Origin of the sequence: Flavobacterium sp. XS2P24, from assembly GCF_030010285.1 — a bacterium.
Classification (GTDB): domain Bacteria; phylum Bacteroidota; class Bacteroidia; order Flavobacteriales; family Flavobacteriaceae; genus Flavobacterium; species Flavobacterium algoritolerans.
The window spans coordinates 11,023-35,684 of the sequence record NZ_JASCRU010000032.1; the positions used below are offsets into that span (position 1 = coordinate 11,023).

At 33.7% G+C, this 24,662-nt stretch carries 23 protein-coding genes, 3 tRNA genes and 1 pseudogene; 23 read left to right on the plus strand and 4 right to left on the minus strand.

What is annotated here, in order from left to right; all coding sequences use genetic code 11:
* Positions 1-14 precede the first annotated feature (14 nt).
* The 6 genes from purL to QLS31_RS14545 all read left to right on the plus strand — a co-directional run bounded on the left by purL (position 15) and on the right by QLS31_RS14545 (position 8,807).
* Entirely contained in the window at positions 15-3,689 is a 3,675-nt protein-coding gene (purL, locus tag QLS31_RS14520; protein ID WP_282744442.1) for a phosphoribosylformylglycinamidine synthase, read from the plus strand.
* Positions 3,690-3,867: 178 nt separating this feature from the next.
* The gene (locus QLS31_RS14525; RefSeq protein ID WP_282744443.1) at positions 3,868-4,737 is read left to right on the plus strand and encodes a hypothetical protein; all 870 of its coding nucleotides are present in this window, start codon (positions 3,868-3,870) and stop codon (positions 4,735-4,737) included.
* Between the two features lie 259 nt (positions 4,738-4,996).
* The gene (locus QLS31_RS14530; protein WP_282744444.1) at positions 4,997-5,473 is read left to right on the plus strand and encodes a transposase; all 477 of its coding nucleotides are present in this window, start codon (positions 4,997-4,999) and stop codon (positions 5,471-5,473) included.
* Positions 5,401-6,096, plus strand: a complete 696-nt coding sequence (locus QLS31_RS14535; RefSeq protein ID WP_282744445.1) for a hypothetical protein — start codon at positions 5,401-5,403, stop codon at positions 6,094-6,096. Before QLS31_RS14530 ends, QLS31_RS14535 begins: the two co-directional genes overlap by 73 nt.
* A gap of 268 nt (positions 6,097-6,364) precedes the next feature.
* On the plus strand, positions 6,365-7,519 hold the full coding sequence (gene nhaA, locus QLS31_RS14540; protein WP_282744446.1) for a Na+/H+ antiporter NhaA: 1,155 nt from the start codon (positions 6,365-6,367) through the stop codon (positions 7,517-7,519).
* Entirely contained in the window at positions 7,509-8,807 is a 1,299-nt protein-coding gene (locus QLS31_RS14545) for a DUF389 domain-containing protein (RefSeq protein WP_282744466.1), read from the plus strand. Before nhaA ends, QLS31_RS14545 begins: the two co-directional genes overlap by 11 nt.
* Positions 8,808-9,031: 224 nt before the next feature.
* Here QLS31_RS14545 and QLS31_RS14550 read toward each other — a convergent pair.
* A pseudogene (locus tag QLS31_RS14550) lies at positions 9,032-9,457 on the minus strand (transposase); the annotation flags it as partial.
* 78 nt (positions 9,458-9,535) lie between these two features.
* On the opposite strand from QLS31_RS14550, the gene QLS31_RS14555 reads away from it, so the two are divergent.
* From QLS31_RS14555 to QLS31_RS14570, 4 genes are all read left to right on the plus strand, one after another.
* The gene (locus tag QLS31_RS14555; protein WP_282744447.1) at positions 9,536-9,766 is read left to right on the plus strand and encodes a hypothetical protein; all 231 of its coding nucleotides are present in this window, start codon (positions 9,536-9,538) and stop codon (positions 9,764-9,766) included.
* Between the two features lie 102 nt (positions 9,767-9,868).
* The gene (locus tag QLS31_RS14560) at positions 9,869-10,489 is read left to right on the plus strand and encodes a hypothetical protein (RefSeq protein ID WP_282744448.1); all 621 of its coding nucleotides are present in this window, start codon (positions 9,869-9,871) and stop codon (positions 10,487-10,489) included.
* Between the two features lie 798 nt (positions 10,490-11,287).
* The gene (locus QLS31_RS14565) at positions 11,288-12,025 is read left to right on the plus strand and encodes a hypothetical protein (RefSeq protein WP_282744449.1); all 738 of its coding nucleotides are present in this window, start codon (positions 11,288-11,290) and stop codon (positions 12,023-12,025) included.
* Between the two features lie 563 nt (positions 12,026-12,588).
* The gene (locus tag QLS31_RS14570) at positions 12,589-14,133 is read left to right on the plus strand and encodes a hypothetical protein (RefSeq protein WP_282744450.1); all 1,545 of its coding nucleotides are present in this window, start codon (positions 12,589-12,591) and stop codon (positions 14,131-14,133) included.
* A gap of 133 nt (positions 14,134-14,266) precedes the next feature.
* On the opposite strand, the gene QLS31_RS14575 is transcribed toward QLS31_RS14570, so the two are convergent.
* Positions 14,267-14,437 carry a hypothetical protein gene (locus QLS31_RS14575; RefSeq protein WP_282744452.1) on the minus strand — a complete coding sequence of 57 codons (171 nt, stop codon included), beginning with the start codon at positions 14,435-14,437 and terminating at the stop codon, positions 14,267-14,269.
* 824 nt (positions 14,438-15,261) lie between these two features.
* Between QLS31_RS14575 and QLS31_RS14580 the strand changes: the two genes are divergently transcribed.
* From QLS31_RS14580 to QLS31_RS14615, 8 genes are all read left to right on the plus strand, one after another.
* Entirely contained in the window at positions 15,262-15,609 is a 348-nt protein-coding gene (locus tag QLS31_RS14580; RefSeq protein ID WP_282744454.1) for a hypothetical protein, read from the plus strand.
* A 112-nt stretch (positions 15,610-15,721) separates the two neighbouring features.
* Positions 15,722-17,041 (plus strand): serine hydrolase domain-containing protein, encoded by a 1,320-nt coding sequence (locus tag QLS31_RS14585; RefSeq protein ID WP_282744456.1) that lies wholly within the window; start codon positions 15,722-15,724, stop codon positions 17,039-17,041.
* A 3-nt stretch (positions 17,042-17,044) separates the two neighbouring features.
* The gene (locus tag QLS31_RS14590; RefSeq protein WP_282744458.1) at positions 17,045-17,755 is read left to right on the plus strand and encodes a DUF4328 domain-containing protein; all 711 of its coding nucleotides are present in this window, start codon (positions 17,045-17,047) and stop codon (positions 17,753-17,755) included.
* A gap of 32 nt (positions 17,756-17,787) precedes the next feature.
* Positions 17,788-18,294: a MepB family protein gene (locus tag QLS31_RS14595; protein WP_282744459.1), complete on the plus strand. Its 507-nt coding sequence runs from the start codon at positions 17,788-17,790 to the stop codon at positions 18,292-18,294.
* Between the two features lie 21 nt (positions 18,295-18,315).
* A complete protein-coding gene (locus tag QLS31_RS14600; RefSeq protein ID WP_099716039.1) occupies positions 18,316-18,600 on the plus strand; it encodes a rhodanese-like domain-containing protein in 285 nt (94 codons plus the stop codon).
* Between the two features lie 212 nt (positions 18,601-18,812).
* Positions 18,813-19,376, plus strand: coding sequence for a ferritin-like domain-containing protein (locus QLS31_RS14605; RefSeq protein ID WP_282744461.1), 564 nt, complete (start codon positions 18,813-18,815; stop codon positions 19,374-19,376).
* Between the two features lie 216 nt (positions 19,377-19,592).
* The gene (locus QLS31_RS14610) at positions 19,593-20,444 is read left to right on the plus strand and encodes a transketolase (RefSeq protein WP_282744462.1); all 852 of its coding nucleotides are present in this window, start codon (positions 19,593-19,595) and stop codon (positions 20,442-20,444) included.
* Between the two features lie 62 nt (positions 20,445-20,506).
* Positions 20,507-21,460, plus strand: coding sequence for a transketolase C-terminal domain-containing protein (locus tag QLS31_RS14615; protein ID WP_282733504.1), 954 nt, complete (start codon positions 20,507-20,509; stop codon positions 21,458-21,460).
* A 66-nt stretch (positions 21,461-21,526) separates the two neighbouring features.
* Here QLS31_RS14615 and QLS31_RS14620 read toward each other — a convergent pair whose 3' ends face one another.
* Positions 21,527-22,507 carry an FKBP-type peptidylprolyl isomerase gene (locus tag QLS31_RS14620; RefSeq protein WP_282744463.1) on the minus strand — a complete coding sequence of 327 codons (981 nt, stop codon included), beginning with the start codon at positions 22,505-22,507 and terminating at the stop codon, positions 21,527-21,529.
* Positions 22,508-22,586: 79 nt separating this feature from the next.
* Between QLS31_RS14620 and QLS31_RS14625 the strand changes: the two genes are divergently transcribed.
* Both QLS31_RS14625 and QLS31_RS14630 read left to right on the plus strand, forming a co-directional pair.
* On the plus strand, positions 22,587-22,976 hold the full coding sequence (locus QLS31_RS14625; protein WP_099716042.1) for a S4 domain-containing protein: 390 nt from the start codon (positions 22,587-22,589) through the stop codon (positions 22,974-22,976).
* Positions 22,977-23,057: 81 nt separating this feature from the next.
* The gene (locus QLS31_RS14630; protein ID WP_282744464.1) at positions 23,058-23,558 is read left to right on the plus strand and encodes a phosphoribosyltransferase family protein; all 501 of its coding nucleotides are present in this window, start codon (positions 23,058-23,060) and stop codon (positions 23,556-23,558) included.
* Here QLS31_RS14630 and QLS31_RS14635 read toward each other — a convergent pair.
* The gene (locus QLS31_RS14635; RefSeq protein ID WP_282744465.1) at positions 23,550-24,068 is read right to left on the minus strand and encodes a shikimate kinase; all 519 of its coding nucleotides are present in this window, start codon (positions 24,066-24,068) and stop codon (positions 23,550-23,552) included. The two genes, QLS31_RS14630 and QLS31_RS14635, sit on opposite strands and share 9 nt — an antisense overlap.
* 127 nt (positions 24,069-24,195) lie before the next feature.
* Between QLS31_RS14635 and QLS31_RS14640 the strand changes: the two genes are divergently transcribed.
* The 3 genes from QLS31_RS14640 (at position 24,196) to QLS31_RS14650 (ending at position 24,504) form a co-directional block, all read left to right on the plus strand.
* A tRNA-Lys gene (locus tag QLS31_RS14640) sits at positions 24,196-24,268 on the plus strand.
* Positions 24,269-24,306: 38 nt separating this feature from the next.
* A tRNA-Lys gene (locus QLS31_RS14645) sits at positions 24,307-24,379 on the plus strand.
* A gap of 42 nt (positions 24,380-24,421) precedes the next feature.
* Positions 24,422-24,504 (plus strand) — tRNA-Leu (locus tag QLS31_RS14650).
* Positions 24,505-24,662: the final 158 nt, after the last annotated feature.

Consider the following 24,662-nt stretch of genomic DNA (forward strand, 5'->3'; position numbering starts at 1 on the left):
CAAACTACATAACAATGATCCATTTCTTTGAAAACCAAAGCAAAACTGTTTTTGCCGTACATACGCAAAACGAAATTTCGGCTCAAGACATTTCAAAACTTAACTGGCTTTTTGCCGATTCAAATAAAATAGAAAAATCCGTACTGACGGATTTTTTTGTTGGTCCTCGCGCCACTATGATAACGCCTTGGAGCACTAATGCTGTGGAAATCACCCAAAACATGGGAATTTCCGGAATCATTAGAATCGAAGAATTTCACAAAGCAACAGCTGATTTTTCGGATTTTGACCCGATGCTTTCGCAAAAATACGCTGAGTTAAATCAAGATATTTTCACTATCAACGTGCTTCCGGAAGCCATTTTGGACATCGATGATATTGCTGCTTACAATGCAAAAGAAGGATTGTCTTTAAGTCCTGAGGAAGTGGAATATTTAGATAATCTAGCGCTTAAATTAGGACGAAAACTAACAGATTCTGAGATTTTTGGTTTTTCACAAGCCAATTCAGAGCACTGTCGTCACAAGATTTTCAACGGAAAATTTATCATTGACGGAGAAGAAAAAGAATCTTCTTTATTCAAATTAATCAAGAAAACATCTCAGGAAAACCCGAACGATATTGTTTCGGCTTATAAAGACAACGTTGCTTTTGTAAAAGGACCACGAGTACAACAATTTGCACCAAAAAGTGCTGATAAACCTGATTTTTATGAAGTAAAAGAATTTGATTCGGTTATTTCATTAAAAGCAGAAACACATAATTTCCCAACAACAGTAGAACCTTTTAACGGAGCTGCAACGGGTTCTGGAGGAGAAATTCGCGACCGTTTGGCAGGTGGACAAGGTTCTTTGCCAATGGCAGGAACGGCAGTTTACATGACTTCATATTCTCGTTTAGAAGGCCCATTCGACTCCGCTCAGGGTAGCAGACCGTGGGAAAACGGTATGATCGAAAGAAAATGGTTGTATCAAACCCCAATGGATATTTTGATCAAAGCCTCTAATGGAGCTTCTGATTTCGGAAATAAATTTGGGCAACCGTTAATTACAGGTTCTATCCTGACTTTCGAACACGAAGAAGACGCTCGTAAACTAGGTTTCGACAAAGTGATTATGCAAGCGGGTGGAATTGGTTACGGAAAATTAGACCAAGCGATTAAGAAAAAACCACAAACAGGCGATAAAATTGTTATCCTTGGTGGTGAAAATTATAGAATTGGAATGGGTGGCGCTGCAGTTTCTTCAGCAGATACCGGAGCTTTTAGTTCAGGAATTGAATTGAATGCCATCCAACGCTCGAACCCAGAAATGCAAAAACGTGCTGCCAATGCCATTCGTGGTTTGGTAGAAAGCGATATTAATCCAATTGTCTCTATTCACGATCACGGAGCTGGTGGACATTTAAACTGTCTTTCGGAATTAGTGGAAGATACCGGTGGATTAATTGATTTAGATAAATTGCCTGTGGGAGATCCTACCCTTTCGGCAAAAGAAATAATTGGTAACGAATCTCAGGAAAGAATGGGATTGGTTATTGGTAAGGAAAACATCGATTTATTGCAAAAAATTGCCGACCGTGAACGTTCACCAATGTATCAAGTGGGAGACGTAACCGGAGATCACCGTTTTACTTTCGAATCAAAATCAACTGGTGCTAAACCAATGGATTTTGCCTTGGAAGACTTTTTTGGAAGTTCTCCAAAAGTGGTCATGACAGACAAAACAATCGAAAGAAATTATACAGATTTAACATACGACAAGAAAAACATTTCAACCTACTTAGAACAAGTGCTTCAATTGGAAGCAGTGGCTTGTAAAGACTGGTTGACCAACAAAGTAGACCGTTGTGTGGGTGGTAAAGTTGCCAAACAACAATGTGCCGGTCCATTGCAATTGCCATTGAATAATTGTGGTGTAATGGCTTTGGATTACCAAGGAATAGAAGGAATTGCCACTTCGATTGGTCACTCTCCTGTTGCAGCATTAATTGATCCTGTTGCGGGAAGTAGAACTGCTATTGCTGAGGCATTGTCTAACATTGTTTGGGCTCCAATAAAAGATGGTTTAGCTGGACTTTCATTGTCAGCAAACTGGATGTGGGCTTGTAAAAACGAAGGGGAAGACGCTCGTTTGTACGCAGCTGTACAAGGTTGTTCGGATTTTGCAATCGAATTGGGAATCAATATTCCAACCGGAAAAGATTCACTTTCCATGAAACAAAAATATCCAAATGAAGAAGTAATCGCACCGGGAACGGTAATTATTTCAGCGGGTGGAAATTGTACCGACATTAGAAAAGTAGTAGAGCCTGTATTACAGAAAGACGGCGGTTCTATTTATTACATCAATTTGTCGCAAGATGATTTCAAATTAGGTGGTTCTTCGTTTGCACAAACCTTGAATACTATTGGAAATGAAGTGCCAACGATTAAAGACGCTGCATTTTTCAAAAGAGCTTTCAATACCATTCAAGAATTAATTTTAGACAACAATATCCTTGCAGGACACGACATTGGAAGTGGTGGTTTGATCACAACCTTATTAGAAATGTGTTTTGCCGATGTGAATTTAGGAGCTAAAATAGACTTCTCTGTTTTCGAAGAAAAAGACATTATTAAATATCTTTTTGCTGAAAATATTGGAATTGTTTTCCAGGCAAAATCAGATGCTGAAGTGGAATCTAAATTAAACGCAACTAACGTTTCTTTCTATAAATTAGGAACAGCTACAAATGAAGCGAATTTAGATTTTGGTCCTTGTACATTAGACATTGCTAAATACAGAGATGTTTGGTACAAAACATCGTTTTTATTAGACCAAAAACAATCTAAAAACGGAACGGCTCAAGCGCGTTTTGACAATTACAAAAACCAAGCGTTACATTATACTTTTCCAACACATTTTACAGGAAAAAAACCAGTTATCGACAATTCTAAGCCAAAACCAAAAGCAGCTATTATCCGTGAAAAAGGAAGTAACTCGGAGCGTGAAATGGCAAATGCAATGTACTTAGCCGGATTTGATGTAAAAGACGTTCACATGACCGATTTGATTTCAGGTCGTGAAACGTTGGAAGATATTCAGTTCATTGGAGCTGTTGGTGGATTCTCCAATTCAGATGTATTGGGTTCTGCCAAAGGTTGGGCCGGAGCATTTTTATACAATGAAAAAGCAAAAACAGCTTTAGACAATTTCTTCAAAAGAGAAGACACGTTGTCTGTTGGAATCTGCAATGGTTGCCAATTGTTCATGGAATTGGAAGTGATTAATCCGGAGCATGAAGTTCACGGAAAAATGTTGCACAACGAAAGTAACAAACACGAAAGTATTTTTACATCGGTAACCGTACAGGAAAACAATTCGGTGATGCTTTCTTCATTAGCAGGAAGTACACTTGGAGTTTGGGTTTCGCATGGTGAAGGAAAATTTAATTTACCAATGGGTGAAGAAAATTATAATATTGTTTCTAAATATGCCTATGAAGGCTATCCTGCTAATCCAAACGGTTCTCATTTTGACGTTGCGATGCTTTGCGACAAAACAGGACGTCACTTGGTTATGATGCCACACATTGAGCGTTCTACGTTCCAATGGAACTGGGCACATTATCCAAAAGACCGAGACGATGAAGTTTCGCCTTGGCATGAAGCTTTTGTCAATGCCAGAAAATGGATGGATAAAAAATAATTTTTTGATTACTATATTGAAAGCGTTCCTGAAATGGAGCGCTTTTTTTATGGAATGAATTTAAAAGCCATTTTGATGATTTGCAAGATAATAATTAAAGTGTATATTTGAAAGTAATACGCTACGCAGTAGCGCCTATATACAAGTTGTATGCAAGTTTCAAAAAACTGAAGTAATTATGGAAACATTTGGAAATAAATTAAATAACCTCTTAAAAGAATCAAAAGGATTACTATTTCTTCAAGGAGAAATGGCTCAATTAACTTATCTCTCATTTGAGAAAAATGTAGAATGGATTAATCAATTGGAAGAAGGTGCAACAATACCTATCGCTTATCCTTTAGGATATAGAGCAGACAATACTCCTATTATGAGTGATCCAAAAAATTACACAAAGGATGAACTAACAGAAAGATATACTTTTCTTGGATTAAATAAACTTCCTATAGACAGTATCTTTCAGTTAACAACAATTATGGAAACTCTTTTAAATGATGTTTTGAAGATGATATTAATTGAATATCCAAACAAAATTCCTTCAAAGAAACAAGTTGATATAAATTGCGTATTAAATTCATCTTCAATTGAACAAGCAAAAATATTTATAGTAGAAAGTATATTAAATGAGATAGCATACAAATCTCCTAGAGATTACGCAACGGAATTTGAAAAATATACTGGTGTTAATCTTTTAGAAAATCCTGTTTTTCACAAGTATATTGAACTTAAGGCTACGAGAGATATTCACATTCATAATTCTGGACAAGCTAATGAAATATATACTGCCAAATCGGGTGTATTATCAAGAGTTAAAAGCGGTGAATATCTACCGGTTGACATTCAATATTTTTTGATGTCGTATGAACAATGTCTACAACTTAATGAAGTATTAGAAGATGAATTAGACAAAATTTGGCCAAGTGAAAATCATAGGAACAAACAACAAATTACTCATAAAGCCGAAAAAGAAGAAGTAGTTGAACATTTATTAGAAGAAGCTAAAAAAGAGCTCGTAGAAAAAGCTGTAACAACAAAGACTGAAGAATAAAAACCTGCATACAACACACGCTACAAGCAATTTGGGGATTTGGCTTAATGGAAAAATTGGTTTGTATTTGGAAGATTTGCTTCGCCTGTTCGCTATCGCTCGGGTGGGAAATCCGAATAATGGGCTTAATTTAGTCCCAAACTACTTGTAGCGTGGGAACGTCAAACTGTCTAATAACCTCTTTATCTCTGGCTAATTATTTGTATTAAAAAACGTTCAAAAAAATTCTGCAACTCATTGAATTTCTGTATATTTAAGCATGAAATTCATCAACGGAACCAACAGAAACCAACTTCCTCTTTTTGCCTCATCGATTGATGATGCCATTGCGCAAGAAAACGAAATTAGGCTCATTGATCTTTTTGTAGACATAAAACTTGCTGATTTTGGCTTTATTTTCAATTTCGTCGAAAACGGAAGGCCTGCCTATCATCCTTCGGATTTACTCAAACTCTTTATTTACAGTTATCCCAACCGGATGCGTTCGTCCAGAACTTTAGAGAAAGAATGCAATCTCAACATTGAACTCATTTGGCTTTTGAAAGGTTTAGTCTCAGATCATAACACGATTGCTAATTTCCGCAAAGACAACCCTAAAGCCATTGCCCGAGTGTTTCGTGCCACACTAAACTCGCCTCGCACTTTGAACTTATTGGCGGAACTTTGGTTGCTGGAGACAGTACTAAGCTTCGGGCTCAAAACTCTAAAAAGAATAATTTTAATCTCAATAAAATAGAGCGTCACATCGCATATATCGATGCCAAACTCGAAGAATATAACTCGGCCTTAGCTAAAGAAGATGGTGATGTTTTAGAAAAAAAAATTATAGCAAAGAAGATAAAAAAACACATCGTTCAAAAGCAAAAATACATTGGGTATCAAAACACAATTGATACTACAGGCGTTACCCAAATTTCGACTTCCGATCCTGATAGTTGTCAAATCATGACTCGAAACAACATCTCGGAAGTAGCCTACACGGTACAAACCACAGTAGATGCGCTGCACAACATTCCCACAGATTTTAAGGTAACCAATGAAAACGATTCCAAAGCTATGGGAGGAATAATTCGAAGAAAAAAGGCTATTCTAGGGCACAACGGTTTTACTGCTATTTATGACAAAGGCTATCATACTGGAAGTGAGTTTGATTATGCTAATAGACTTGGCATTGATGTGCTGGTAGCGATTCCAGGAGTATCTGCACACGCACCTGATTTAGCTTTTGATGTAGAACATCCCTACGGTGTCATTAAACGCCAATGGGATTTTTATTATATCATGATGAAGAAAACCATTAAACATACCTCAGCTGATGTTGGATTGATTTTTACAGCTTATAACCCGCGGCGGATTTAACTTAATAGATAAAAATCTACTAAAACAATATCTAAGAAGTGTTGCTTTGTGCTTTTGGTTTTTAAGAGCGATTTTTAAGGCTCTTTACGACTTCTTTTTATTAGTTACAATCCGAACTCTTTTAAAAAAAAATATAATTGTAAGCTAAATCATCTATATTTACTATCTAGTTAACAAAAAATAGTTTGTCTAAAGGTTTTTAGACGAACTGACGTTACAAGCAATACTATTAGCGACCGTATAAACAATCGAAAGACAGATAAAACGAATGAAGGTAACTAAACTATTTACAGATTTTTTTAACAGCGAAAAAGCAGGCGGTCTTGTTTTAATTACTTGCACAATTATATCATTAATTCTAGCAAATTCAAATTTTGGGACAAATTATCACGACTTTTTCCAAACTCAATTTGCAGGACATAGTTTTGAACATTGGATTAATGAAGGGTTAATGACAATTTTCTTTTTACACATTGGTTTGGAGTTGGAAAGAGAAATTTATCAAGGCGAACTTTCAAACATAAAAGACGCCATGTTGCCTATTTTTGGAGCATTGGGCGGAATAATAATTTCAGCAGGAATATTTTTACTATTCAATTATGGAACTTTAACACAATCAGGCGTAGGTATTCCTATGGCGACAGACATTGCCTTTGCTTTGGGAATATTATCATTGTTAGGCAACAGAGTTCCTACTTCGTTAAAAGTATTTTTAACAGCATTAGTAGTTATTGACGACTTGAGAGCAATTATCATTATTGCCATTTTTTATACTAAAACTTTACTTTGGACAAACCTTTTTATCGCATTTGGAATTTGGCTTTTGTTATTTATCATTGGAAAACTAAAAGTAAGAAATTTAATTCCTTATTTAATTGGTGGAGTTGCAATGTGGTATTTTATGCTTCATTCAGGTGTTCACGCTACTATCACAGGTATTTTATTGGCTTTTGCTCTTCCATTCGGTAATGGAAGTAAAAAATCTACTTCCTATATATTACAACATTTTTTACATAAACTAGTTGCATTTATCATTTTACCAATATTTGCATTAGCCAATACAGCAATAGTTTTTAGTGGCGACATTTCACAAACGTTGATAGAAAACAATAGTTTAGGCATTGCACTTGGACTAATTATTGGCAAACCTTTAGGTATATTCCTTTTAACATTTTTAGCAGTAACTTTTGGACTTTGTAAGCTACCGACAGACTTAAATTGGAAATCAATTTTTGGAGTTGGGCTATTAGGCAGAATCGGATTTACAATGTCAATTTTCATCACATTACTTGCATTTGACAACGAAACAATTATAAACAACTCAAAATTAATAATCTTAATTTCTTCCTTAATAGCAGGACTTTTAGGCTTTTTTGTGTTGAATGGGATTTTAAGCAAAAAATATATAGATGATGGGCAATAAATTTTTTGATTTTATTAATCTTCATAATGGTGAAGAAGAACAAAGAAATGTTTTAGAAAATATAAAATCTAATATATCTTTTCGTGGTTCTAATTTATGGGTTTTAGCCTGTGCTATCGTAATTGCATCGATTGGTTTAAATGTAAATTCAACAGCAGTAATAATTGGTGCAATGCTTATTTCTCCATTAATGAGTCCAATAGTTGGAGCGGGGTTTGCCTTGGCAATATATGATTTCGAACTACTAAAAAAGTCAGGTAAAAATCTATTCATAGCAACAATTGTAAGTTTAGTAGTCGCCTCAATTTATTTTTTTATAAGTCCTTTTAAAGAAACTCAATCAGAATTATTAGCAAGAACATCTCCAAATATTTATGATGTCCTTATTGCTTTTTTTGGAGGTTTAGTAGGTGTAATTGCTATAACAAGAGTAGAAAAAGGAAATCCAATTCCAGGCGTGGCTATCGCCACGGCCTTAATGCCTCCCCTTTGTACAGCAGGTTATGGTTTGGCGATAGGGAATTTTTCATATTTTTTCGGTGCTTTTTATTTATACTCAATTAATTGCTTTTTTATTTGTATTTCTACTTTTTTGATAGTTAAATATCTAAAATATGAACCTGTAAGAAGTTTGAATCCTAAATTTGAAAAACAAATTAGATACGGAATCACTTCTTTAATTTTGATTATGATAATTCCAAGTTTTTATTTAGCATATAATCTGCTCAATGAAAAAAAATACGCTCAAAAAGTAGAACAATTTATCTCAAATGAGTTTACAAATAAAGGTTATACAATTATTTATATGAATACAAAATTTAATTCAAATCCAAAAAAAATTGAAGTCGCATTTTTGACTAAAAAATTTAATACTGAAGAAATAAAAGCGTTAAATCAAAAGTTAGTTCAATACGATATTAGCAATACAAAATTAAAAATAAAACAAGATGCAAAAGATTTAAAAAGTGAAATTTTAAATGAATTAAATAATCAAAATAAAAATTTATCTGAAAAAGATATTTTAATAAATAATCTTCAAAATGAACTTGGAGAATATAAATTTGATAATTCTGATATTCATAAAGAATTAAAAATATTATTTCCAGAACTGAAAAATGTATCCTTCGGAAGACATTTATTAAATTCAAATACTGAAAGTTCAAAAATTTTAACAGTTGTTCTTTATCAAATTGACGATAAAAAAGAAAATGTAGATACTGAAAAAATCAGAAATTGGTTAAACCAAAAATTGAAAACAACAAATGTGAAATTAATTAAAGTAGAATAAAAACGCAAGATAACAGCTAAGGTTTCGTTGCGTGCGTAGCACGAACAATTGAAACCCGTGTTGAACGGAACCGGAGTACATGCCGTTAACACTATGGAGTTATCGTAAAGTTTAGAGAGAGAATATCAAGAAGATTTAGTGTCCTCTTTTTTTTGAAGTAGTTTTAAATATAGTTTTCCAGTGTTTTCCTTCACTTTTGGGCATAAAATGCCTTACCCGTAAAGTCAGCTTTTACAGGGAATTGAATTTTGGCTACCGCCAAGATACCAAGCAGGCGGACCGCGCTGGTCAAAAACCGCTATTCGATGCAAATTGCCTGTTTTGCAACAGGGACATTTGGGCAAAAAAGGCTTTTTCTCTGCTTTCTCCAGTACTTTTACTTTTAGTTTTTCCTGCAAAATTTTCAGCTTTTGACGCTTCCAAGTACTGCTCAAAAAACCGTAATGACGAATCTTGACGAACCGTTTGGGCAAAATATGCAACGAAAACCGGCGGATAAATTCCTGATGCGTGAGCGTCATTTGCTTTTTGACGCCCGCCATTCGATAATCCTTATAATCAAAAGTTACATTCTCGTTGTCAATGTTTTTGATTCTATGATTGCTAATGGCAATTTTATGGGTGTATCTCCCCAAATATTCCACTGCCGAAGACGACAAGCCATAGTCGAGCACCCCTACGGAGTCATTAAAGCGATCCCGAAGCTTCGGGAGGATTTTTATTATATCATGACCAAAAAAACCATCAAACGAGCCTCAGCCGATGTTGGATTGATTTTCTGTGCCTACAACCTGCGCCGAATTTTCAACCTGATTGACCAAAATGAATTAAAACAGTATCTAAAAATACTCGATTTGCTTTTTGGGTCTGTAAAAGGTCTTTTTAAGGCTTTTTGCGACTTTATTTTTATAGCTACAACCAAAAGTCTTTTTCCTGAAAAGGACATTATTGTAGTTTAAATCGTCTATGTTTACCTGCATCTTAAGCAAAATAAGAAGAACGGAGGTTTTTAGACGAACTGACGTTATGTGCTATTAAATTAAAAACGATAACAATCTAATATGGATGAAGTTCACAAAGCAAGATTGCTTGAAGTATTAAAACGAAATCAACTTCAACTTGAAGGTTTCCTTACCGACCCGCGAAGAGACGAAAAAGACCTGCATTATACTATAGCAGGGCAATTGCGTGTACTATTGTGCGACGCAGACGTTCCCGTATTACTAAGATATGCAGCTGAATCTAATGTTGCATTAAAAGTTTGGGCGGCCTATCCAGCAGGTTTTAAATATAGAACTGATAAGGCAATCTTTTCTTTTAATGCTCTAATTGCATCCTACTATCCTGAATATGATGCATATGAAATGTCGATTGAAGATTTTTTAGACACTGAAATTGGTGCTGTTCCGAAAGTTGACAAAATATCAAATATAGTTAGCGGGACAATTGCCTACACACCCAGGAAATTAATAAAATGGATTTCGAATAAAGACGGCGTTACACATTTAGAGTTATCTCCTATGCAGAGTCTCGAAACTATTAAATTTGCAATAGAAGTGGAAGGCAATGTGGATGGTTTTACACAGACAGATAGCCTCTTAATTCGAAGTGCAATAATTCAAATTGGCGAGTGGACAAATGAAGCCATAAAAGGGTTACTTACGACAATACAGAACTCGTAAAACAGCACATAACAGCTAGAGTTTCGTTGCGTGCGCAGCACGAACAATGAAACTAGTTTTGAACGGAACCGGAGTACCTGCCGTTAACACTATGAAAAGCAAATTAATATTATTTATATGTACGGTTTTAATAATTTCCTGTAATAAGAAAATCGATAAAATCGACAAAACTGAAAACATTGAAAATATAAAAATTTCAGAATTTAAAGTTGATGTAAAAATAGAAGAAATGTCAAAAAAATGAATTTCAATCATTAATAACAACAAGGATTATTATGGGGGCAAGCAAAAAAACCAACAATAGAACATCCAGAACAAATCTTTATAAAAGGTAAATTTCTAGTCATTTGGAGTTTTAACGACAAAAGTGTACTTCAGAAAATATCTGAAAGTAAAGTAAAACAAATATTAAACTAAAAATACACTCACAGCTCTACGAAGAGTTAGTCGGTTTTCACTAGTCAATGTCTCCCAGCTTTGCGTCCAAAATGTTAAACAACAATACAAATCAGCCATCAAGAAGCACAGCAAAAACCTATTTTATGTAGTTTTTTTTTGCTGTTTTGGCTTGACAACTGCATAACGTCATCAATCAATATTTTAGATTTATAAACGAATTATATTTTCTCTTGTAGTTTTTTTTATTACATTTAAATTTTAGAAAAAGATATGTTATAGGGGTTCCTCGCACGCAACAGCTTTTTTTATAAAATACTTTGTTTTAACTGCTCTGCTATAAAACTCGATAAAAATATTCGAGCTTAGACAGCGTTACACTAACAAATTAAATCAGTCAAAATGAAGAAAGATACCGTTTCGGCTCCCTTTGAGCCAATAGTTGATGATTCAATAGCGGATTCTAGAATAAAGATTGCTAATTTTTTACCCGATCCAGAATCGCGTTTGGATTCTATTCTAATGAAATGCAAACCCATTAGTGATTCCAGCATTCCATACAGAAACTTGACTGATTCTTCTACAAAACGAGAAAGTATCGCTCGACTCATCGATAAACTGGATGCTTCTGTGAGTATTAGATACCAAAGAACGATTGAAGACACATATTGCAATGTATACACTTTCGATTATTGCTATTTCTCTAAAGTTTATGTTCCTACTGTTTGGTGGACAGATGACGCACTCCAAAAAGTATTAGAAGGAGAAGAGGTTGAAGCTGTTTATGGGAAAACCGTAGATCATATTTATTCCAGTGCGATACACGATTGGTTTTTGAAATGGGGAGCCAGTTTTGGATGGAAAAGGATGTTTGAAGTTGATGAAATTCAAACTAAAGTAAACACCAATGGAGGGATTGGAATAATTTGTGCCAAAAGGAAAGAAAAAGGACTCTCCGGACATATTGTTCCTGTTGTTCCTGAAACGGATTTGAACAGCGCCTACAGAGAAAATGGCGTTGTGGTATATCCGTTACAATCACAAGCAGGAAAATTGAATTACAATTACTTTTCAGAAGTTAAAAAAGATTGGTGGAATGATGAACTATATTCCTCATATGTGTTTTATTACCATGAATAAACCTATCACAGCTAATCCATAAGATGTAATAACGCATTCAACGAAGAAATAGGCTGAAAATATAAATAAAAGGTAACATAATTACAATACCATATTACTGCCTTAAAACCTTACTGAAATTACTTTTGACCTTTTTAAAATAACCCTAAAATAGACTTCCTCCTTTTTTCAAAATTATCATCCCAATAGCCACTTGGAAATGAATTAATAATTAAGTATTTTTGCCATTTGAAAAACACAAGAATAGTAAAAACTGTAATTAGGTTATTCATCTATTTAATTTATTGATATAAAAGGTATTAAAAATTATACTGATTTTATAACTACATTATAAAATTTCACTTTTTATCAATCGTTTAGTCCATACAAGTACAAGATTTCTGAGATTGAAATTTTATTCCTGAAGTTTAAGAGTCAAAAAACTGTTTTAAGGATTGTAAAACAATTATACTTATTCCTTAAGTACTGTTCTTAAAAACTTTACAACTTACTAAATCCTGTTTTTAAATAAAAAAAATAACTATTAAGTCACTTAACCATTAAAAAAAAGCGAACGCGTATAAATGAAAGAAAATCAGGCAAAAAAAAATTATTGGGGAATTGGATTAGAAAACGAAACCTACATGCAATTTGAAGAATCCTTAATAGTATCTGGTGAATTTATACAAGAAAAAATTGGTTTTGAGAAATATAGTATTGATTATAGAAAATGCTACAAACCGGATAGCTTAGCTCCTATATTGAAAAAAGCTTTTTGTTTGAATGAAAATTATAAAGTGAGCCGAATGATGAACAGCCATTCCTTAGAAAAACTGGATATAAATTATCAGCACAAGACTTTATCAGCTGTAAAGCCATTAGTTGAGAACACAGATACAACTGAAGTGACCTTACCGCCAGTTGAAAATCCTGAATATCTTGGAAAATCTATCATGGAACTTTTTCTTGAGGACCAACCCTATAATATTCAAAGTATGATTACCCAAAGAAATAAAACTATGGGTTCCGTACATTTTGATGGCGATTCTATCGAATTTGTTACAAAATACTTTGAAAACCGAACCATAGTTGATTCTTGTAAAGAGCTAAAAGCGACCAAAAAGTTGTTCCTCGATACCATAAACGAATCAAAGGTTATAAAAGAAAAATTAAATTTTCCAGATTACAACAATGGTCTTAATATGTTTATGACCAATCAGGAAAATCTCGTTTTGTTTAATAATGGGACGTACCATTTTCACATTACTTTACCCACACTGACAGAAGATAGCCGAATAGTAGATTATAAAGATTTTGATAAAACACACTCCAACGCAATTTATTTGCTGCAATGGTTTGAACCTTTTTTCATAGCAACCTTAGGAAGTCCTGATATTATGGGAGTAATAAGCACTAAGTATGATTTAGACAAAAAATTCACTTTGGGTTCTATGAGAAATGCCATGTCTCGTTACATTGGGGTAGGCACTTATAACAAAGCGATGCCCAAAGGAAAAATTCTAACGTACAAGGTAGATGATTTTAGAAAACTGCTAAAGTTTGAAAAAGAAGAAAATATTTGGTGGCGAGATCAAATTCAATCCGAGATGGAATATGAATTACTTTCGGAAGTGGGTCTTGATTTCAATCAGGAAAAAATGTATCAAAGTGGTTTTGAATTTAGAAGTTTTGATGAATTCCCGGCAAAGTATTTAAATGATGTGCTTTTTTCTATTATTTTAATCTGCGAACATGCGCTAAACCTACCAGATGTCAAATGGGGACATGACAGTGTAGCTTGGAATAACTTAGTTTTTAAAACCTTAAAATACGGCTATTTAACTGAAATAAATAAAGCCGAAAAGGACGAAATTTTAGGTTTATTACAGTTATTTAATCTCTCAGATAGTAATTATGACACACTTAAAATCGAATTTGAAGCTATAGTATTGCTGGACGAATTTTTCTTTAAAATTTTGGAAATTTTACATGACAAGTACAAAGAGAACAATGTATGTATCAATTCCATGTATGGACAAAAAACAAGTTTTCCTCCAAAATGGGATAACTTTAATAAATACCAAACTGAACAACATCTGCAACAAATAGGCTCTTTCTTTAAGAATTAAAAAATCTTTAAGAAAAATCTTGTCCTCAATTAGGTTTAACAAAATTGCAACTCTATTTCAGAACGAGACCGTTATTAGCATAAAAAAAGCTTCTTTAAACTAACAAAGCAGCTTTTTTATTTATATTAAAAAATTAGTTGAATTGTGTAACCGCATATTCAATTAAACTTTCATCACTCATTTTATTAGAAGTACCTTCTTTAGTCTCAACATTTTTATACTGTGGAGTTTCATACAAATATTTAATAAATTGTTCCTGGACAGTACCTGTTCCGGTAACATGCAATTCATCAATATTTTGCATGTGAGCAGTGGCGTTTTTGAATAATTTATGAAGTAAATCTCTTTATGTATTATTCGCTGCATTTTCGCTTTAATTATTTCCTTGAGTACCCACTTTTTCGTAACCTAGTACAACGAATTCCCGGAATTTACATTTTTCTCTACCTAAATATTAGTTTCATGATGTGAATCCATCCAAACACCAAATTGTTTTTTGCTTTTTTCTGACATAATTATATATTTATTATACTAATACTAGTATTCCTTAATGTCATAAAGCATGCTGTGAAAGGATAAATTATTTTCGTTACAAAATCAGGTAATAATTTATAAAACTACATAGCTATATGACAGTGCTTCTGATTAAAAAAAGTAATTAACCTCCAGCAATATATAGTAAATAATGGAAACAATTGATTAATAAAAAGTTAATGGGGAGTTTTTTGGGTTCTTTTCTTTCGACTAATATGTGGTCATTATCGTTTGTATTTCTTAATGTTCTTATTCTATTTCGTCCTAGATTTCAATACCTTTTCCTACAAAAATTTTTTTGTGTTTTTTTATGCATTTACTAATTTTTTCAAAACTAAAATTCAAAACAAAATTATAATACACTGTAAATCAATTATTTTTATTGAATTAATAGTTTTTTACGCACTTTTTTTTATACATTTTAAGTATCTTTGGAATAGGCGTTCAAACCTTTTTTTTAACATTTCAAGATTAGTAAAAGATTGGCAAAAACACCTTCAAGCAACGAAGTTTACGTCTCTTAATGTGGGTGATGAGCGCCCTCCAATTTAGAGCAACCCCATGTAAGGCAATATCGGATGACGATAGTGCTAAATGCTTTGGAAAAGATATTCTTCCTATTTTTTTCATTTATTGAGTATACTTTTTGCGCAAGAGGCAAAAGATGTTGTAAAAAAAGTTGACGAAAAAGCGAAAGGAAAAAGCTCCATTTCCAGTATCACCATTCAAACCATACGTCCTAGCTGGCCCCAGAAAATGAGCGTGAAAGCTTGGACAAAAGGCAATGGCTTGAGCCTCATATTGGTTTTGGCTCCAGCCAAAGAAAAAGGCGCAACTCTTTTCAAAACTAAAATAGAAAAATATAATTACAAAAAAAGCAACGCTGTTGTAATCCTTTTACACGAAGTTATTTTTTATAAAAATAATTTTGTATCAGTTTAATCGTATATATTTACTTGAAAATTGCTAAAATCTTATTCTTTTATCCTTTTCAAAATGAACTGGGATTTCACAGGATTTTATAAAACCTTACAACAATACAATTGAAACAATTATGGCAAAGAAAATTTTAATTACAATGCTTTTCAGTTTATTATTTGGCACTGGATATTCCCAAAAAATGAACGTAGCAAAACTGGATAGTTTATTTCAAATTCTTGAAGCAAAGGATAAGTTTATGGGAAGTATAGCCGTTTCACAAAATGGAACGCTGATTTATTCCAAATCAATTGGAAAAGTAGATATTGAAACGAATAAAAAAGCAACTAATTTATCCAAATACCGAATTGGTTCTATTTCAAAAATGTTTACTTCCGCATTAATATTCAAAGCAGTTGAAGAGAAGAAAATAGTATTAAATCAAACTATAGAAATCTATTTCCCAACAATCGAAAATGCAACGAAAATAACGATTGGAAATTTATTAAACCACAGAAGCGGCATCCATAATTTCACCAATAATCCAGACTATTTAAAGTACAATACCGAACCCAAATCCGAAGAGCAAATGGTAGAAATCATTGCAAAAGGGAAAAGTGATTTTGAACCAAACAGCAAAGCAGATTATAGCAATTCAAATTATGTTTTGTTGAGTTATATTCTTCAAAAAGCATACAAAAAACCATATGCAGCTATTTTAAAAGATAAAATTACAAAACCATTAGGCTTAAAAAACACTTACGTAGGAGATAAAATAAGCATTCAAAACAACGAATCTAATTCTTATAAATTTTCAGAAAAATGGATAAAAGAAACCGAAACGGATATGTCAATCCCAATGGGAGCTGGTTCAATTGTTTCTAATCCGACTGATTTGACCATTTTTATTGACCATTTATTCGCGAATAAAATAATCAACGAAAGCAGTTTAAAACAAATGATTACTTTACAAGACAACTACGGCATGGGGATTTTCCAAATTCCGTTTTATGATAAAAAAGGATTTGGCCATACTGGAGGAATTGATGAATTCAGATCTGTGTTGTATTATTTTACAGAGGACAAGATTGCCGTTGCATTAACATCAAACGGAAAGACATACGACAATAATGATATCATTATCGTTGCTTTAAGTAGTTACTTCAACAAGCCGTTTGTAATTTCTACTTTTAAAAATTTCGAACTCAAAACCGAAGACTTGGATCCTTATTTAGGAGAATATTCAGATGCTGGATTTCCCATGAAAATTACGATTACAAAAGATAATTTAAAACTTTTTGCACAAGCAACCGGACAATCAGCATTTCCGTTAGAAGCAACTGAGAAAGATAAATTTGAGTTTTTAGCCGCTGGAATACAACTAGAATTTAAGCCAAATGAAAAACAAATGATTATAAAACAAGGTGGTGGAGCATTTAAATTGACAAAAAAATAAAAAATGGAAAATTTAAAACCCAACGGCCAAAGAGCAAAAATTGCTATTATGCTATTATGGACTGTGCTAACTGTCGAAATAATTTCACTACTTTCTGATTATTTGCAATATGACTTATTACAAACTGTTGCAAATGGCGGACAAATCACAACTGAAGCGGCCACTGATAATGATTTAAGACAAAAAATCATAGGCCTAATTTATTTGACAGTATATGTGATTTCGGGAATTACTTTTATACGATGGTTCAGGAGAGCCTACTACAATCTTCATATAAAAGCCGAAAGTTTATCATTCACCGAAGGATGGGCCGCCAGTTGCTGGTTTGTACCAATCATTTCTCTTTATAGACCCAACCAAATCATGAAAGAGTTGTATCAGGAAACACAAAATTTACTATCTAAAAAGGATGAAAATTATGCTCAAAATCTAACGACCCATTTCATTGGATGGTGGTGGGCATTATGGATTATTTCTTCATTTTTAGGGCAATTCTTTTTTAGATATTCCATGAAGGCGGAGACACTTGAAGAGCTTACTACGACTACAATTGCCAGTATTGTTGCTTCAATAATAGGTATTCCTCTAGCCATAATTACTGTAAAAGTGATTAAGGATTATTCTGAAGTAGAACACTTACTTTATGAATTGAAGGATGAGGAAGAAGAAGTAAAAATCATACCTGATACTGACTTACAACCATTAGAAAATTAGTTTCCCATTAAAAAGCCCAAATAACAACACGAATGATTCCCGAAAACCTAATTGAGACTAAAGAGCTTGTATTTGACAAATATGGTTTTGACCTCCGAAATCTTGAAATAGAAAAAGAAAGTGCCGAATATTGCGCCTGTAAATTTGACCTTGACACCATTAAAATACTCTTTCGTGTTGCAAAAATTACCCCTACAAAGATTGGGCAATTTGTCACTTTTTGGAAGAGAAGCGAAAATGGACCTATCGAGCCTTATACAGTTTCAGACGAAATTGATTTTTTTGTTATAAATACTAAAAGCAACGATAAATTTGGTCAATTTATATTTCCAAAATCCGTGCTTAGTCAACAAGGAATTATCAGTACTGACTTAAAAGAAGGAAAACGAGGAATTCGGGTGTATCCGCCGTGGGACTTGACAGAAAGCAAACAAGCGCAAAAAACCCAAAAATGGCAACTGGAATATTTCTTAGAAATTCCGTTGAATAAATCCGTAAATTTAGATAGAGCAAAACAGCTTTATGCTATCATAGATTAATAATCTTTAAAGAACAACAAAATGGAAGTAGCAAAAATAATTAAAGAAAAACTGGGAACCATAGTCGATGTACGTTCCTATGATGAGTTTATGGGCGGTCATGTTGCTGGTTCCATAAATATTCCTTTGAATGAGATACCACATAGAATGCAGGAAATACAAGAACTTAAAGCCCCATTAATTCTTTGTTGTGCATCGGGAAATAGAAGCGGACAGGCACAAGTGTTTCTAACGGCACATGGAATTGAATCTTACAATGGCGGTTCATGGCTGGATGTGAATTATCATCAGTCACAAACCACTTAAAAAAGACAATCCAACAGCTATTCAAAACTAAAATCAGAACATTAATTTCTTTAAAAAATCATACATTTCGTATTTACAATTAGTTAATTAACAATTGATTACATTTTAATATGTTTAATTTTACCCTACTTGAAAATTAAATAATGAGTTTGTTTAAGAGAATATCATATTTAATATTTTTCATAAAAAATTAATCTTAAAAAACTAGTGTTATGAGAACTGAAATGGGTAAAAGCGAAAATAGTAAAGGAGCTGTACAAGCAAATGCAGCACATGGATTGAGAGATTTATTTGAAGTTGGATTGAAAGATATTTATTGGGCAGAGAAAGTGTTAACTAAAACATTGCCAAAAATGATGAAAAACGCATCATCACCAGAATTAGTTAACTCTTTAAAAAACCAATTGAATGAGACACAAGAACACGTTTCACGTTTGGAAAAAATATTTGAAGCAACTGGTGTTGAAGCGACTGCCAAAAAATGCGAAGCAATGGGAGGCATATTGAAAGAAACAAATAGCTTGATCAGACAAACTGATATTGGCGTTGTTCGAGATGCGGGAATTATTGCAGCAGATCAAAAGGTAAAACATTATGAAATTGCAACTTATGGAACCCTGCATGCTTTTGCAAAAACTTTAGGAGAAGACAAAGCGGCAAATCTATTGGCGATGAGTCTTGATGACGAGAAAAAAACAGATGCGGTATTAACTGGAATCGCCTTAACGGCTATCAATAATCAAGCGCACAGAGCTGATGCAATTACGAACACTTAACTATAATTACAATTGGAGAATTTACAAATATTATTAGTTTCTCCATTCACAAAAAAGCCCGCATTTGGCGGGCTTTTTTGTGAATTATGCAAACTTATGCCGGTAATTTTATTCAACTTAAATTCTAACTGAATCTTCCATTAAATATTCCTAAAAACTTTTGCGGTAACCCTAAATAAAAATTACATTTGCACCAGTTTAACTTTTACACACAAAATGAAGCCTAACACACAACAATTAAACGATTTAACAATCCAAGTCAGAAGAGATATTCTTCGAATGGTACACGCTGTCAATTCAGGTCACCCAGGTGGTTCTCTAGGTTGTACTGAATTTCTGGTAACCTTATACCAAAACATAATGGAACGCAAAGAAGGTTTTGATATGGACGGTATTGGAGAAGATCTTTTCTTCCTTTCAAACGGACATATTTCTCCTGTTTTCTACAGCGTTTTAGCGAGAAGCGGTTATTTCCCGGTATCAGAATTAGCAACTTTCCGTTTGATCAATTCAAGATTACAAGGTCACCCAACTACTCATGATGGTTTACCTGGAGTGAGAATTGCGTCAGGTTCTCTTGGACAAGGATTATCAGTAGGAATTGGTGCTGCTCAAGCTAAAAAATTAAATGGTGACAATCATATAATTTACACACTTCACGGAGATGGTGAATTACAAGAAGGTCAAAACTGGGAAGCAATTATGTATGCTTCTGCAAAAAAAGTAGACAATCTTATCGCTACAATCGATTTAAACGGAAAACAAATTGACGGAACAACTGATGAAGTTTTAGCAATGGGAAGTATCCGCGCTAAATTTGAAGCTTTTGATTGGGATGTTTTAGAAATTGAAAAAGGAAATGATATTGAAGCTGTTATTGCTGGAATGAATGATGCAAAATCAAGAACTGGAAAAGGAAAACCAGTTTGTGTGTTGTTGCATACTGAAATGGGTAATGGTGTAGATTTTATGATGTACAGTCATGCTTGGCACGGTAAAGCGCCAAATGATACGCAACTTGAAATTGCTTTAGGTCAAAACTATACAGAAGGCGAAAGCGACTACTAGAAAGTGTTCAGAGCTCAGTAATTAGTGTTCAGTAGAATACTGCTAAAAATCTAAATTGAAAAATGAAAAAATATACAAATACAGGAAGTAAAGATACTCGTTCGGGTTTTGGAGCGGGAATGACTGAATTAGGTCAAAAGAATGAAAATGTGGTTGCACTTTGTGCGGATTTAATAGGTTCTTTAAAATTTGACGATTTCAAGAAAAATCACCCGGAACGTTTTTTCCAAATTGGGATTGCAGAAGCAAACATGATTGGAATAGCAGCTGGTTTAACTGTTGGTGGTAAAATTCCTTTTACAGGAACTTTCGCTAACTTTTCTACAGGAAGAGTGTATGATCAAATCCGTCAATCAGTGGCGTATTCTGAGAAAAATGTAAAAATTTGTGCTTCACACGCTGGATTAACATTAGGTGAAGACGGTGCTACACACCAAATTCTTGAAGATATTGGATTAATGAAAATGTTACCGGGAATGACAGTAATCAATACTTGTGATTACAATCAAACTAAAGCGGCTACTTTAGCACTAGCAGATCACCATGGTCCAGCTTACTTGCGTTTTGGTCGTCCGGTTGTGCCTAATTTCATGCCTGCTGATGAGCCTTTCGTAATAGGAAAAGCGATTGTTTTAAGCGAAGGTTCTGACGTAACAATTATTGCTACCGGACATTTAGTTTGGGAAGCGCTAATCGCTGCTGAAGCTTTGGAAGCAAAAGGTATTTCTGCTGAAGTAATCAATATTCATACGATCAAACCATTGGATGAAGAAGCGATTTTGAAATCATTGGCAAAAACAAAATGTATCGTTACTGCTGAAGAGCATAATATTCTTGGTGGTCTTGGCGAAAGCGTTTCCAGAGTCTTAGCATTGAACAGTCCTGCTCCACAAGAGTTTGTAGCGGTTAATGACAGTTTTGGAGAATCTGGAACACCAGAACAATTAATGGAAAAATACAAATTGAACAATCAAGCGATTGTTGAAGCTGTAGAAAGAGTAATGAAAAGAAAATAATATTTTCATTTTACACCAAAAAAAATCCAGTTCAATTGAACTGGATTTTTTTTTGAATTGTATTTTTTAATTACACTTTACTAAGTGTCTTTTTACTCTAGCCGGATCAGTCGTATTACCATCACAACTCGGTATATCTGCAAAAGGAATTAAAACACCATTAGCTCCTGTAATTTCTGTTTTTGTACTAACTCCATCTCCATCATCGTCAGCATCGAAAAAGTTAGGAATACCATCTCCATCAGTATCATCAGGATTTACAACGCCTGTTGCCAAAACACGCATGTAACCGTCTCCGTTTACATCTTCTTGAAAGTTCATAATTCCATCATTATCAGAATCTAATCTGCTAATTGCAAATAATTTAAAACTAAAAACTAAAGGAGCGTAAGCTGGAATACTGGCACTTCCTGAATTGTAATATCCAAGTCCTGAAGGAATAAACATAATTCCTGCTCCAAAATCATTATAAGAAACTGTACCGTCAGCATTTGAAGAATACGTCCCTACTTTAAACTCAGGAAAAGTTTCACCCCAACCTGTTATCGTACTAAATAAACTTAAAAATTGTTGTGGATTCTTAACTTCTTCAAATTGAGTCGCCGTTAATGCCGTAACTTCAGATACTGTTTGACGATCTAAATAATCTCCTTTGTAAGCGGCTAACACACCATCAACATTAGAAGGTTTCTCTCCTACTCCTTCTCTTAGCACTAAATAATACAACTTGTAAGTTATATCATGAAGTTTCACCTCTTTACTCAAAAGTTTAGGAAAAGTGGTACTATTCAAATACGAATAAATAGAGGGTGCTGTTCCTCCTGTTGGAATTTTTGTAAAAGTAACATCTTGATCATCAGCAAAACCAGGATGATTAAGAACAGTTATAGAATAGGTTTTTAAATATTCTTCAATATCAGTTAAATCAGTAGCTAATTGTTCTGCGTAATCTCTAGGTGGTTCAATTTCAGCAGCATCATCCTTTGAACATGAAAATAAAGAGACCGTTGTAATTAATAGAATAAAATAATACTTAAATTTGTTCATTATAGCTAAATTTTTAAGTGCGCAAGATACAATATTGATTGATTTTTGTAAACTATTTAACTCCGATTTTAGAAAATTTATGAGAATAGATAAATATTTATGGTGCATGCGGTATTACAAAACCAGAAATATGGTTACTGAAGCCTGTAAAAAGAATCATGTGACTGTAAATGGTCTTGTTGCCAAGCCATCAAAAGAGGTTTTTCCTACTGACAAAATTACGTTCCGGAAAGACCAAATTACACAAATCATCACCGTTCTGGATGTACCGGAGAACCGTGTTGGAGCTAAATTAGTTGATATCTACCGAAGAAATGATACTCCAGCAGAAGCCTACCAGCATTTAGAATTACTGAAATTATCAAAGGAGCATTACCGAAAAAATGGCACCGGAAGACCTACAAAAAAAGACCGAAGAGATATTGATGAATTTGGGAATGAAACAACCACCGATGAAGATGATGAGTAAACCTAAAACATTACTTTTTAAGTTACCAAAATAATTCTTTGAATTTTAAACTGTAAACGGTTAAATAACAAACTAAAAATAATGAGCAAAAATATTATCTTAACGAATCAAGAAATCGAGCATAAAATAAAAAGAATTGCTTACCAAATCTATGAAACATTTGTAGATGAAGAAGAAATTGTAATTGCAGGAATTGCCTCTAACGGTTTTACTTTTGCAAAAAAAATAGCTTCAATCTTAGAAACCATTTCTCCTATCAAAGTTTCGCTTTGCGAAGTACAAATCAATAAACAAAATCCCGAATTACCAATTCACACTTCCTTAACAAAAGAACAATATGCCAATAAAGGCTTAGTTCTTGTTGATGATGTATTAAATTCAGGCACCACATTAATCTATGCAGTTAGGCATTTTATAGACGTTCCTTTGAAAAAGTTTAAAACCGCAGTACTTGTGGACCGAAACCACAAAAAATACCCTGTAAAAGCTGATTTCAAAGGCATATCACTTTCTACATCATTATTGGAACACGTACAAGTCGTTTTTGATGAAAACGATGATAATTATGCTTATCTAAGCTAAAATAGCAACGATATCAAGTACAGTCTGATCGATTGACTTATCATCAACAATCACCTTATATTGTGCTTGATTGTAATAAAAACTTCTGTCGAAGAGATGTTTTGCAATAAACTCTTTCATCTCTTCGTCACTTTTATCGGCAATAAGAGGGCGCTTACTTTTATTATGACTCAATCTGTTGAATAAAGTATCTATTGAAGCTTTAAGATAAACAGATACTACATTATCGCCTTTTAACAACTCATGATTATTTGCATAACAAGGAGTACCTCCGCCCAAACCTATAATTAATTGCTCCGGCGAATGCAATAATTCGATAAAAACTTCGTGCTCTAACTTTCTAAAATAAATTTCTCCGTGCTTTTCAAAAATAGCATTTATAGATAAATTCACCTTCTCTTCAATCTTTTTATCCAAATCCACAAAAGGAATTTCAATAAGTTTTGACAATTTATTTGCAATTGTGGACTTACCACAGCCCATATAACCTAATAATATAATTTTTTTCATCTGAATAAAACCTTACAAATTAAGGTGTTGAGTAATTTTGTTAAAAAAAGACAAATTTATAATAAAATTGCTTGGAAAACTCCAAAATAAGTCCTTATATTTGCACCCGCATTCAAGGAAAGAATATGACTCGATAGCTCAGTTGGTAGAGCACATCACTTTTAATGATGGGGTCCTGGGTTCGAGCCCCAGTCGGGTCACAATTTTAGTGATCAACACATAATTTCCTTGAAGCATTGACTCGATAGCTCAGTTGGTAGAGCACATCACTTTTAATGATGGGGTCCTGGGTTCGAGCCCCAGTCGGGTCACAAAAGGTCTAGTAATTTATTACTTGACCTTTTCTTTTTTTAGGCCACGTGGAGAAACGGTAGACTTGCCAGCTTGAGGGGCTGGTGCTCGCAAGGGCGTGCGGGTTCAAATCCCGCCGTGGTCACTTTTAAAGCCTGTTTAGGATCAATACAAAAATCTGTGGAGCAGTAAAAATTAAGCATAAATATTGGTTAGCCTAAAAAGGAAGTATTCAATGTTTCTAATCTCTCTGAATTGAGATCTAAATGCTTTTATTTTTGCATTGAATGATTCTGCTGATGC